Source organism: Polynucleobacter sp. GWA2_45_21, assembly GCF_001830325.1.
In the GTDB taxonomy this organism is placed as follows: domain Bacteria; phylum Pseudomonadota; class Gammaproteobacteria; order Burkholderiales; family Burkholderiaceae; genus Polynucleobacter.
This window is the reverse complement of record NZ_MHZG01000001.1, coordinates 557,417-569,750: the sequence shown is the minus strand read 5'-3', so window position 1 is coordinate 569,750 and position 12,334 is coordinate 557,417. Positions and strand designations below refer to the sequence as shown.

The 12,334-nt window shown below is 47.0% G+C and carries 9 protein-coding genes; 4 read left to right on the top strand and 5 right to left on the bottom strand.

What is annotated here, in order from left to right:
- Nucleotides 1-21 precede the first annotated feature (21 nt).
- On the bottom strand, nt 22-1,014 hold the full coding sequence (locus A2X74_RS02810; protein ID WP_293628259.1) for a KpsF/GutQ family sugar-phosphate isomerase: 993 nt from the start codon (nt 1,012-1,014) through the stop codon (nt 22-24).
- A gap of 11 nt (nt 1,015-1,025) precedes the next feature.
- Between A2X74_RS02810 and A2X74_RS02805 the strand changes: the two genes are divergently transcribed.
- Nucleotides 1,026-3,005 (top strand): monovalent cation:proton antiporter family protein, encoded by a 1,980-nt coding sequence (locus A2X74_RS02805; RefSeq protein ID WP_293628261.1) that lies wholly within the window; start codon nt 1,026-1,028, stop codon nt 3,003-3,005.
- A 28-nt stretch (nt 3,006-3,033) separates the two neighbouring features.
- On the opposite strand, the gene uvrA is transcribed toward A2X74_RS02805, so the two are convergent.
- Nucleotides 3,034-5,922, bottom strand: coding sequence for an excinuclease ABC subunit UvrA (uvrA, locus tag A2X74_RS02800; protein ID WP_293628264.1), 2,889 nt, complete (start codon nt 5,920-5,922; stop codon nt 3,034-3,036).
- A gap of 37 nt (nt 5,923-5,959) precedes the next feature.
- On the opposite strand from uvrA, the gene A2X74_RS02795 reads away from it, so the two are divergent.
- The 3 genes from A2X74_RS02795 to A2X74_RS02785 all read left to right on the top strand — a co-directional run bounded on the left by A2X74_RS02795 (nt 5,960) and on the right by A2X74_RS02785 (nt 9,041).
- Nucleotides 5,960-7,144 (top strand): MFS transporter, encoded by a 1,185-nt coding sequence (locus tag A2X74_RS02795; RefSeq protein WP_293628266.1) that lies wholly within the window; start codon nt 5,960-5,962, stop codon nt 7,142-7,144.
- Between the two features lie 80 nt (nt 7,145-7,224).
- Entirely contained in the window at nt 7,225-7,680 is a 456-nt protein-coding gene (gene ssb / locus A2X74_RS02790; RefSeq protein ID WP_015422053.1) for a single-stranded DNA-binding protein, read from the top strand.
- Nucleotides 7,681-7,838: 158 nt separating this feature from the next.
- Complete coding sequence (locus A2X74_RS02785) at nt 7,839-9,041, top strand: hypothetical protein (RefSeq protein WP_299764321.1); 1,203 nt, start codon at nt 7,839-7,841, stop codon at nt 9,039-9,041.
- Here A2X74_RS02785 and queF read toward each other — a convergent pair whose 3' ends face one another.
- From queF to ilvA, 3 genes are read right to left on the bottom strand one after another with little or no spacing between them, the layout of a single operon-like run.
- Entirely contained in the window at nt 9,042-9,869 is an 828-nt protein-coding gene (gene queF, locus A2X74_RS02780) for an NADPH-dependent 7-cyano-7-deazaguanine reductase QueF (RefSeq protein ID WP_293628271.1), read from the bottom strand.
- Nucleotides 9,869-10,777, bottom strand: a complete 909-nt coding sequence (locus tag A2X74_RS02775; RefSeq protein ID WP_215333972.1) for a 5'-nucleotidase — start codon at nt 10,775-10,777, stop codon at nt 9,869-9,871. The genes queF and A2X74_RS02775 overlap by 1 nt, the downstream gene beginning before the upstream one ends.
- A 14-nt stretch (nt 10,778-10,791) precedes the next feature.
- On the bottom strand, nt 10,792-12,312 hold the full coding sequence (gene ilvA / locus A2X74_RS02770; protein WP_293628273.1) for a threonine ammonia-lyase, biosynthetic: 1,521 nt from the start codon (nt 12,310-12,312) through the stop codon (nt 10,792-10,794).
- Nucleotides 12,313-12,334: the final 22 nt, after the last annotated feature.

Genomic DNA, 12,334 nt, shown 5'->3' with positions numbered 1-12,334 from the left:
AATGATTAAAAAGTAAGCGACTTAAATAACCTTGGCAGCAAATAGATCATGGAGGTTAAGCGCTCCTAGTAATGTGCCTTTGGGGTCGGTCACCACTAAATGATTAATGCGATGTTTTTCCATCATCTCAATAGCTTCTTCTGCGAGTAGCTCAGGAGGAATTGTGCGTGGCGCTGAAGTTATTGCTTTTTCTAAAGTGAGGCCATCCAGATTGGTGCTCTTCTCCAGTAGCCGACGTAAGTCGCCGTCAGTAAAGATACCGGCGACTTTATTTGCATTGTCTAAAGTCACCACCATACCCATGCGTTTAGAAGTCATTTCGAGTAAAGCTTCTTGCAGAGACGCAGAGATCGCAATCTTCGGAGTCTCATCAAAGTTGCGCATCACTTCACTGACATGCATCAGTTGCTTGCGACCCAAGCGGCCGCCTGGGTGGGAACGCTGAAAATCTTCAGCCCCAAAGCCGCGCGCATCCAGTAGGGCAACAGCCAAAGCATCCCCCATGGCGAGTGCAGCAGTCGTGCTGGTGGTTGGCGCCAAGTTCAGAGGGCATGCCTCTTTCTCAACGCTGGTATCTAAATGGGCATCCGCCAATTTTGCTAAAGAAGAGTTTGGTGCGCCAGTCAGTGCAATGAGTTTTGCACCAGTACGTTTGACAATTGGCACGATGGTGAGAAGCTCATCAGTCTCGCCAGAATTAGAAAGTGCGACGAAGACATCATCACGCGTGACCATTCCCAGGTCGCCATGACTGGCTTCGGCTGGATGGACAAAAAACGCAGGTGAGCCAGTAGATGCAAAGGTAGCAGCAATCTTACGTGCAATATGCCCCGATTTACCAATCCCAGAAACAACGATACGGCCTTTGCAGGAGTGAAGAAGATCTACCGCCAAAACAAGGGCGTCGGCGTTGGCGCCCTCAAGGCGATCACGCATTGTGTGCAGTGCAGCAGCCTCAATTGTGAGGGTGTCGCGCGCAAGCTTTAGGGTTCGGTCACGAGTCTTAGCTATCATGGGGTGAGTATATGCCGTCAGTCCTTCAGTTAACTCTCATCTTGCTGGCCTCCGGAGTGGCCGGGGTAGTTATTTTCCGCTATTTTGGGCTACCCCCTATTTTGGGCTATCTTGCCATTGGCGTCCTGATTGGGCCGCATGCCTTTGGTTTGGCCAGTGATTCCGCCACAGTCAAGTATTTGGCTGAATTTGGGGTGGTTTTCTTGATGTTCTCAATTGGCCTGGAATTCAATCTCCATAAGCTGAGGGCTATGCGAACTATCGTATTTGGCCTGGGTGGCAGCCAAGTCGTTTTGACGATGCTTTTGGCTGTGCCAGCCAGTCTTTTGCTCAATTGGGCATACCCCATTTCATGGCAGGCAGCTATCGCCCTGGGAGGTGCATTAGCCATGTCTTCCACTGCCATTGTTACTAAACTCATTTCAGACCGTTCAGAGCTAGAAACCGAACATGGCAGAAACGTCATTGGTATTTTGTTATTCCAGGACTTAGCAGTAGTTTTTTTATTGATTTTGATACCTTCCCTGGGAAGTAACCCAAGCGATTTATTTCTTGCCCTTACTACGGCATCGATCAAGATTACGGTAGCGCTGATTCTCATTTTCTTTATTGGCCAGACTTTAATGAGTCGGTGGTTTAGTGTGGTTGCAAAGCTGCGCTCTCAAGAGCTATTCATGCTCAACTTGCTACTCATTGTTTTGGGTATGTCAGCCCTCACTGAGCATTTTGGTTTATCACTTGCGCTCGGAGCTTTCTTGGCCGGGATGCTGATTGCTGAGACACCCTATCGCCATCAGGTGGAGGAGGACGTAAAGCCCTTTAGAGATGTGCTCTTGGGTCTGTTCTTTATTACCGTTGGCATGCTGCTCGATTTCGAGGTGATCTATCAGCAGTGGATGCTGGTCTTACTCTTATTGATCGGTCCTCTGATTTTCAAGTTCGGTTTGATTGCATTGCTGTCACGCGCTTTCGGCTCAAGTCCTGGTGTTTCTATTCGAACCGGTTTATGTCTTGCGCAAGCAGGCGAGTTTGGATTTGTATTGCTAAATCAGATCGATGGCCTGAATTTAATTGACCCGGAGTTAAGTCAAGCAGTATTGGCGGCGATGTTGCTCTCGATGTTTGGAGCGCCTTTCTTAATTCAATACAGCGATCGAATTGCGATGCGCTTCTCGAGTAATGAATGGCTGTTGCAATCATTGGCACTTACACGGGTCGCAGCAAAAAGTGTTCGTACAGAAAACCATGTTGTTATTTGTGGTTTTGGTCGTTCAGGACAAAGCTTGGCCCGCATGCTCGATCAGGAAAAAATTCCTTACCTTGCATTGGATATGGATCCGGACCGAGTAAAGGAGGCCGCTGCGGCCGGTGATAACGTGGTCTACGGTGACGCTAGTAGAGAAAATTATTTGGTAGCTGCTGGTTTGTCCAGAGCAAAGGCGGTAGTGATTACCTATGCAGATACGCCGGCAACATTAAAGGTATTACATCAAGTTGAGCACTTACGTCCGGGCATGACTGTATTGGTGCGTACAAAAGACGATGCGGATTTAGCAAAGCTGCAAGCAGCTGGCGCTACTGAGGTGGTGCCGGAATTGATTGAGGGTAGTCTCATGATGGCCTCACACGTCTTATTGATGATGGGTGTGCCGATGCGTAAGGTAGTGCGCCGTATTACGAATGCACGTGAAGCTCGCTACAGTCTATTACGCGGTTACTTCCGCGGTGTCGCTGATGAAGTCGATTCCAAGGAATCATGGCGCTTGCATTCAGTTACTTTGTTGCCTGAATCAGCCAGTATTGGGCAGACTCTTGAAGAATTGCATCTTGAAAATGAAGGTGTGAGCGTGCAAGCAGTCAGACGAAAAGTCGGCGGGTCAGACTATGTCAAATTGGAGCTCACTCCAGACTTGCGCTTGCAGGCCAATGATATCTTGGTGCTCTCAGGCAATTCAGAGGCGACTGATTTAGCCGAATCTAAATTGCTCTGAGTACACCTAGTTACTTCCGTTTTCTGAATTATTTTTTCTTTTTGGCTGGAGCTGGTTTGCGAAGTAGCAATGGTGCTAAGTAGTGGCCGGTAAAGCTAGCCTCGTTCTTCGCAACTTCTTCAGGCGTACCGGTAGCAATAATTTGCCCGCCACCAGCGCCACCTTTAGGGCCTAAGTCAATAATCCAGTCGGCAGTCTTAATCACATCTAAATTGTGCTCAATGATGACGATCGTATTACCTTGCTTCTTCAGGGTCTGAAGAACAGTTAGTAGCAGTTGAATGTCATGGAAATGCAAGCCTGTAGTTGGCTCATCCAAGATATACAGTGTTCTGCCAGTATCGCGTTTAGAAAGTTCTAGCGAGAGTTTGACGCGTTGCGCCTCACCACCAGATAAGGTGGTGGCACTTTGACCTAGCTTCACATAACCTAAACCTACATCGAGCAAGGTTTTGAGTTTGCGTTTGACAATTGGAACGGCTTGGAAAAATTCATGAGCTTGTTCGATGGTCATCGACAGCACTTCATGAATATTCTTACCTTTGTAACGAATGTCTAATGTTTCGCGGTTGTATCGTTTGCCATGACAGACATCGCAAGGTACATAGACATCTGGCAAGAAGTGCATTTCAACTTTAATAACGCCATCGCCCTCGCAAGCATCGCAACGACCACCTTTGACGTTGAAAGAAAAACGTCCAGCTTCATATCCGCGCTCGCGTGCAGCAGGTACGCCACAGAAGAGCTCTCTAATCGGTGTAAATAATCCGGTGTAAGTAGCGGGGTTAGAGCGGGGCGTTCTACCAATTGGAGATTGGTCGACACTGATGACCTTGTCAAAGTTTTCTAAGCCTTTAATTGCATCATGCGCTGCAGGTTCAGCATTTGAGCCATAAATATGTTGTGCGACTGCATGATGCAGTGTGTCGTTAATCAGTGTCGATTTGCCAGAGCCAGATACACCAGTGACACAGGTTAAGAGGCCGACTGGAATCTTGGCATGAACAGATTGCAAATTGTTGCCACGTGCACCAATGATTTCTAAGAACTTGTCATTTACTGGAATACGTTTTTCTGGAACTGCAATCCACTCACGACCAGATAGGTAGGCACCTGTTAAAGACTTTAGATTGGCTTCCACCTCTGCAGGAGTACCTTCAGCTACGACTTCACCGCCATGAACTCCAGCGCCAGGACCAATGTCAATGACATAGTCAGAGGCACGAATCATATCTTCATCGTGCTCAACAACGAGAACGCTATTACCCAGATCACGCAAATGCTTGAGCGTACCGATGAGTCTATCGTTATCACGTTGATGTAGACCAATCGAAGGTTCATCTAGTACATACATCACACCAGTTAGGCCGGAGCCAATCTGTGATGCCAGACGAATACGCTGCGCTTCACCACCGGAGAGAGTGTCTGCACTCCGTTCTAATGAGAGGTAATCTAAGCCAACATCATTGAGGAAGCGTAGACGTGAGCCAATCTCTTTGACAATTTTGTCGGCGATTTCTCGTTTAGCGCCTTTGAGCTCTAAAGATTCAAAATATTCTTTAGCTTCTTTTAAAGGTAGGGCACTGATTTCATAAATAGCGCGGGACTGCTTGCCATCACCTACTTTGACAAAGCGAGCTTCTTTTCGTAAACGACTACCGTTGCATGATGGACAGGTTTGTACATTTTGATAACGTGATAATTCTTCACGAACTGTTGCCGAGTCAGTCTCACGATAGCGGCGCTCAAAGTTGGCAACAATACCCTCGAAGGCATGCTCACGAATACTGTTCTTGCCACGCTCGTTGATGTATTCAAATGGAATGGTGACATCGCCAGAGCCAAGCAAAATAAGATCTTGTTGTTTCTTATTCAGAGTCTCAAAGGGTTTCTCGACATCAAAACCGCCATGCTTTGCAAGTGTCTGTAAGAGCTTGAAATAAAACTGATTGCGACGATCCCAACCTTTGATGGCACCAGAGGCGAGGGATAAATCGGGGTGCGCAACAATGCGTTTTGGATCGAAAAAAGACTGATGCCCAAGGCCATCACAAGATGGGCATGCACCCATTGGATTATTAAATGAGAAGAGACGTGGTTCTAGCTCTTGCAATGAATACGAGCAGATAGGGCAAGCAAACTTGCTGGAGAAAATCATCTCTTTGCCTGTGTCCATATTGACGATCATGGCTTTGCCGTCAGCAAGACGCAGAGCTGTCTCAAATGATTCTGCTACGCGCTGCTGAATATCGGGGCGCACCTTGATGCGATCTACAACGACTTCGATTGAGTGCTTATCATTTTTCTTTAGTGCTGGTAATTGATCGACTTCAAAGATCTCTGCTTTAGCAGTATTGGTTGTGCCGCCACCAGAGCGCACCCGAAAGCGCACAAAGCCTTGGGCTTGAAGATCTTGGAATAAGTCAACGAATTCACCTTTACGCTCGCTGACTACCGGAGCCAGAATCATGAGTTTGGTGTCTTCGGGCATTGCTAAAACCGTATCTACCATTTGGGAAACGCTTTGTGCTTCTAGTGGTAGATCATGGTCTGGGCAATGCGGGGTGCCAGCGCGGGCAAAGAGTAAACGCAAGTAATCATGAATTTCTGTCACCGTACCTACGGTTGAGCGCGGATTATGGCTGGTGGCTTTTTGCTCGATTGAGATTGCCGGGGAGAGGCCTTCGATCGTATCAACATCCGGTTTTTCCATTAATTGCAAAAACTGACGTGCGTAAGCCGATAAGGACTCAACATATCGACGTTGACCTTCGGCATACAGCGTGTCAAAAGCCAATGAGCTTTTACCCGAGCCAGACAGACCAGTTAAAACGACTAGTTTCTCTCTAGGGATATCTAGATTGATGTTTTTGAGGTTGTGCGTGCGCGCACCGCGGATCTTAATTTCGTTATTCATGATTTTTTAGCGTAACTTGTTAATATAGCCCTTTCCCATGAATCCTTCTGAACTTCGCTCCACTCTGGCCTTAGCAGGCATTTTTGGCCTCCGTATGTTGGGCCTATTTCTGCTTTTGCCGGTTTTCAGCATTCATGCGCATGGTTTGCCGGGTGGCGAGCATGCCCTATGGGTTGGATTAACCCTGGGAATCTTCAATATTGTTCAGGCCTGCTTCTATATCCCTTTAGGCCGGCTTTCTGACCGAATCGGTCGAAAACCAGTCGTTTTGTGGGGACTTTCTTTATTTGTCGCGGGCGCCTTGATTTGTGCCGCTCAAGACGATCTTCTTTGGATTGCTATTGGGCGTGGGGTGATGGGCGCTGGCGCGGTCTCAGCAGCAATCTCCGCCTGGGTTGCCGATTTAACGCGTGAGCAGGTTCGTACCCGTGCAATGGCCTTGGTGGGAGGTAGCATTGCCTTGTCTTTTGCTTTGTCGCTCGTGATTGCTGCGCCAATCTATCGCTTAATTAGTTTGAGCGGAATTTTTGTAGTCTTAGCAGTATTAGGTATTGGTGCGATGTTTGTGGCTTATTACATTTTGCCAAGCACTAAGCCTGAGCCCAAGCTTCAACAAGCCAGTCTGAAAGAGGTATTTTTGCGCCCTGAGTTAATGCGCCTCAATGCCGGTGTATTTGTATTGCATGCAACTCAGGTAGCGATGTTCTTAGTGGTGCCACGTTTATTAGTGCAAGCAGGATTACCCTTGGCATCACATTGGCAGGTTTATCTCCCTGTTGTTTTGCTTTCTTTTTTCTTAATGGCGCCGATTCTAATTTTTGGTGAAAAGAAGCAGCAGCTAAGAACCATCTTATTGGTGGCGATTGTGTTGCTCCTGATTGCTGAGGTTGTGTTTACAAGTACTCACTCTATTATTGGCATTGCGATTGCCTTGTTAATTTACTTTGTAGGCTTCAACTTACTGGAAGCATTACAACCATCATTAGTCTCTCGCTTTGCCAAAGAATCTAAAGGTACTGCATTGGGTGTTTACAACACTACCCAGTCGATTGGCCTCTTTACAGGCGCTGTAATCGGTGGTTACTTGATGGATAGCCTTGGAGATTTATCGGTCTTTACGATGGGTGCAGCCCTCCTTTTATGCTGGCTTATAATTGCTTGGTCGATGCGCGAATTACCTGCAAAAGTAGTGGATTCAAAGGATGTAGCGGCAAAGGCATAACCGTAGCTTCATTGGTTTAATTAAAGCGAGTAGTTTATTTTTTAGCAGTAATAACAGTAGTATTTTCTTCGGGAGACAACATGGCTTCGGTAAATAAGGTCATCATCGTAGGTAACGTAGGGCGCGACCCAGAAACACGTTATATGCCAAGCGGCGACGCAGTAACCAACATTTCAGTAGCGACATCAGATCGTTACAAAGATAAGCAGTCTGGCGAAATGAAAGAGACCACAGAATGGCACCGCGTTGCATTCTTTGGAAAACTTGCAGAGATCGCTGGTCAATACCTCAAAAAAGGTTCACAGGTTTATGTAGAAGGTCGTTTGCGAACACGTAAATGGACTGACGCTAGTGGCCAGGAAAAATATTCCACTGAGATCGTTGCAGAAACAATGCAAATGCTTGGTGGTAAGCCAGTAGGCGGCGGTGGTGATGGTGGTGAAAGTTATAGCCGCTCAAAGCCGGCTGAGCAGTCTGCACCAGCATCTTCAAATGCTGCATCCCTTGGTGCAATGGATGACGATATCCCGTTTTAATTGGTGCGTAAGCAGTTATTTGACTGCGTAGCAATCAACCCCAGCAAGCATGAGCTTCCTGGGGTTTCTTTTTGATGTAGGCGTATGCGATGCTTAATTTGCTGTATTCACCTTAAAATGTGCTCATGAATCTCCTAGGGATAAGCAAATCTCCACTTTTGGCATCTATAGCCATTTGTATTGGTGCTTTGCCGCAGTCGTCCTTAGCAGCCCCCTTTTTCTTTCCAGACATGAACCCCTCTTTTGTTAAAGGGGATCCTCCGGATTGGTTAAATGAAGGGCGAGGTAATGACGGATACCTCACGATTAGTTCTGAAGTAATTCCTGTGAGTAGTTGTACGCAAATGGCTAGTCGTAGTTTTTGGGGATCTGATAAAACGCAACTCGTATTATCGGTTGTGACTCAGGGCTTCAAGGGTAAGCTCGATAAGTTAGAAATTCCAATTGCTACCTTTGATGGAAGAGAGGGCGGTTCTGAGTGCGCCTCATTGAGTACGACTCCATTATTAATAGTGCCCATGACGGTGCTGGGAACTTATTCCATATTCAATCCAGGAGCACTCTCCTTAGTACTCAATGTCAGAAGTTCAAGTGACTCTAATCAGGATTTCATTGGTTCTGCCAAATTGCTACTGGGGGCTGCTGCAATTGTTGCAACTGGTGGTTCAGCAGCTGCGATCGGCGGAATTTCAGCAACAGTTGGAAACTCAGTGGTAGGTGAGACCCAAAAGAAAGCCAATAGTCTTTTACAGGGAATGATTGACGCTAAGGTGCCCGTTACTTTTAATTGGTCAGAATTGCGCAAAGGGATTCGAGCGGTTGAAATCCTAGTTTATAAAGCGGATCAAAGTGTTGGCAGCCTGAGTGACAAGCAAATTCTGCAATTACAAAAAGATCCTAAATCTGAAAAACAACTTCTGTTTACTGTAAAACTGGAGTTTCAATTTTTCCGTAGCGTGTTTTATCCAACAGTGTCCCAAATTGAGGGACTGGCAAGTCGAGAAAATCTTTCATCTGAATACATTTTGAATTTCCAAATGCCTGGCTCAGGACTCAATTTTATGCAGATCTTAAATAGCTCAGCACCTAGCCTACTTCAGCGTATTTCTAAAGCAGAAGGCCTTGATTTGGCAAAAGCTTGTTCATCGGGATTTACAAAACTCAAGGCTGCTGGGCTTGATGATGTCGATAGTGCCATTGTCATGAAATCATTTATTGACGAAGCGAGAGATGATGCCGATTGGTATGCAAATCCAGCGCTAGTTAAAAGCTGTTTCTCGCAAGCGCCTAGTATTCAAAAAAATCTTGAGCTGATTTATGGGCCCAGCGTAGCACCAGTAAAACAGGTGACCGAGCCTTAGTTATTGCCTAGCGTGGCGCGTATTGTCAGGCCAGGGCGCATTGTGATCGGTGCGGAAGGGGTTGATATCTAGACCACCGCGTCGGGTGTAACGAGCGTAGACAGAGAGCTTCTCTGGTTTGCATTGGCGCTTGATATCCGTAAAGATGGTTTCAACGCAATGCTCATGAAACTCACCTTTTTGTCTAAATCCGATTAAGTAGCGCAGCAAGCCTTCTTCCAAAATGGGACGGCCTTGATAGCGAATTTGCACGCTAGCCCAATCTGGTTGACCGGTCACCGGGCAATTGGATTTGAGTAAATGAGAAACCAAGCATTGCTCGATGGGTCCAAACGATTCATTCACCTCAAGCAAAGCAGGATCAGCGGATAGGTTTGGATCGATTTCGATATCAAGACGATCCATGAGAACGCCGCTCATCTCCTGCATTCCATTTTTGGCAACCATCTCGGTTGGATTGATACGAGTGGCAATCTTGCTCCCAGCTACTGCCGATAAATCTGTGATCAATCTTTCGCGTACTTCAGCTTCATCTTCAAAGCGGGCGCTATTGAGACTGTTCAGATACAGCTTGAATGACTTGGATTCAATCATGTTTGGCGAGTCTGCTGGAATCTGAAACTCTGCCAAAGCGATCTGGGGCTTCCCTTTTTTATTGAGCCAGCCAAGCTCAAAGGCATTCCAAATATCAACACCTACAAACGGTAAAGCTTGATTGGGTTTGATGTCTAGCTTGAGGCGATTCTCAGAACGCGGAATAGGAAAGAGCAGGCTCGGATCGTATTGATCGGGATATTGTGTTGCCTGGCCAAGCGGGATTGTGGACATTAGCTTTTAGGTTTATTGGAAACGCCAGATACAACGTGACCAGTAGGCGCTACTGATGCGGCAGATTGGCAGTGACCTGTTTGATCATCAAAGAAGAAGTCTGGCTCAAACTCGCGCAGGAATTCGCTCTTGGAAAGTCCGCCGAGGAACATGGCTTCATCAACATCGATACCCCAAGCCATGAGTGTGCGAATGGCACGTTCATGTGCGGGTGCAGAGCGAGCGGTGACTAAAGCAGTACGAATACGCATCCCTTTTTCACTGGTACTACGTTGTAAGCGATGCAGCGCTTCTAGCAAGGGTTTAAATGGGCCCGGTGGTAATGGGATCGCAGCCTTCTTACTCTCATGATCGACAAAGGCAACCAAGCCTTCGCTCTGGAATACTTGCTCCGCCTCATCGGAAAATAAAACAGCATCTCCGTCAAAGGCGATACGGATTTCATTTGGGTGAGACTCTGCAGTCTTGCTCGATTCTGGATAAACACGTGCCGCAGGAAAACCTGCATCGATTGTGGCACGCACATCATCTTCGTTAGCCGAGAGAAATAGGTTGGCATGAAGTGATCGAAGGTAGTGATAGGGTGGGCGCCCTCTAGTAAATACGCCACGCTCTAAATGAAGGCCATGATGTTCGGCTGAACGGAATACGCGTAAGCCGCTCACTGGATCATTGCGAGAAAGAATTACTACCTCAACACGTTGCTCACCCTCTTCATTAAAAGCGAGCAACTTCTTTACCAACGGAAATGCAACTCCAGTTTGTGCAGCTTTAGATAGGCGCTCTAATTGGAGTTTCATGTAGGCGCTGTCATCGGTTGATTCGAAGATACGATTTTCTTCTTCAAAATCAAATAAAGCGCGCGATGAAATCGCAACGACGAGTTTCCCGGTGAGTGTGTATGACATTTACGGATTACATCTCATTTAAGGAACAGGCGATAAGCAGGATTATCAGTTTCATTCCAGTGTGGGTAACCGAGTGAAGCTAAGAAATTTTGAAATTTCTTCTGCTCATTTTTGGGAACCTGCAGGCCAACCAAGATGCGACCATAGTCTGCACCGTGATTGCGGTAATGGAAAAGACTGATATTCCAGTTGGGTGCCATGCTGGTCAGGAACTTCATCAAAGCGCCTGGGCGCTCAGGAAATTCAAAGCGATAGAGCAATTCATCTTGAGCAAGAGTGGAGCGACCACCCACCATGTGGCGCAGGTGAGATTTTGCTAACTCATCATGCGTCAGATCGATCGTTGCAAATTTTGCTTTGCGAAAATGCTTTGCAATAGTGGTGCTATCAGCGGCCTTTTGAGTGCCAATACCAACAAAAATATGCGCTTCGCTTTGGTCGGCAATGCGGTAGTTAAATTCAGTGACATTACGCTTGCCAAGCAACTCGCAGAAGCGCTTGAATGAGCCACGCTCTTCAGGAATGGTGACCGCAAAAACAGCTTCGCGGAATTCACCAACATCAGCGCGTTCAGCAACAAAGCGTAGGCGACTGAAATTCATATTCGCGCCACAAGCAATTGCTACCAATGTTTTCTTTTTCAGGTGATGCTTCTCGACATACTTCTTCATGCCGGCAATGGCTAAAGCGCCAGCCGGTTCCAAAATGCTGCGAGTATCTGTGAAGACATCATTAATAGCGGCGCAGATTTCATCAGTATCAACAGTGATGATGTCATCAACTACGCGTTTGCAGATACGAAAAGTTTCTTTGCCAACGAGTTTGACTGCAGTGCCATCCGAGAAGAGGCCGACATCTTTCATCTCGATGCGCTTATTGGCTTCGAGCGATCTTCTCATTGCATCTGAATCAACTGACTGAACGCCGATTACTTTGGTCTTGGGGCTGACTGCTTTGACATATTCACCAATGCCCGCAATGAGGCCACCACCACCGATAGCGACAAAAATGGCATCGATAGGCTCTTGGTGTTGCTGAAAAATTTCTTGGGCAATCGTTCCTTGTCCAGCAATGACATCGGGGTCATCAAAAGGATGGACAAAGGTTAAGCCCCGTTTTTTCTCCAACAATTCAGAGTATTGGAAAGCATCGCTATAGGACTCACCATGCAAGATCACTTCAACCCAAGACCCACCGCGTGCCTTGACTGCATCAATTTTGACGCTGGGGGTGGTGAGGGGCATCACGATGACCGCTTTGCACTTCATTTTGGCTGCCGCCAAGGCCACGCCTTGGGCATGATTGCCGGCTGAAGCTGCAATAACCCCCCGTTTTAGGGCTTCTGGGGGTAAATGGGCCATTTTGTTGTAGGCGCCACGCAGTTTGAAGGAGAAAACCGGCTGGTTATCCTCTCTTTTGAGTAAAACTTGGTTACCTAAGCGCTTCGTGAGTTCGGGGGCTACTTGGAGCTCTGTTTCCCTGGCCACATCGTAGACTCGGGCCGATAAAATTTTCTTTAAATAGTTCGTTGCCATGCGATGAGCGTACCATGAATGG

Coding starts and splice junctions, on each gene's coding strand:
- A2X74_RS02810 (WP_293628259.1), bottom strand. CDS start 1,014: ATGATAGCTAAGACTCGTGACCGAACCCTAAAGCTTGCGCGCGACACC.
- A2X74_RS02805 (WP_293628261.1), top strand. CDS start 1,026: ATGCCGTCAGTCCTTCAGTTAACTCTCATCTTGCTGGCCTCCGGAGTG.
- uvrA (WP_293628264.1), bottom strand. CDS start 5,922: ATGAATAACGAAATTAAGATCCGCGGTGCGCGCACGCACAACCTCAAA.
- A2X74_RS02795 (WP_293628266.1), top strand. CDS start 5,960: ATGAATCCTTCTGAACTTCGCTCCACTCTGGCCTTAGCAGGCATTTTT.
- ssb (WP_015422053.1), top strand. CDS start 7,225: ATGGCTTCGGTAAATAAGGTCATCATCGTAGGTAACGTAGGGCGCGAC.
- queF (WP_293628271.1), bottom strand. CDS start 9,869: ATGTCCACAATCCCGCTTGGCCAGGCAACACAATATCCCGATCAATAC.
- A2X74_RS02775 (WP_215333972.1), bottom strand. CDS start 10,777: ATGTCATACACACTCACCGGGAAACTCGTCGTTGCGATTTCATCGCGC.
- ilvA (WP_293628273.1), bottom strand. CDS start 12,312: ATGGCAACGAACTATTTAAAGAAAATTTTATCGGCCCGAGTCTACGAT.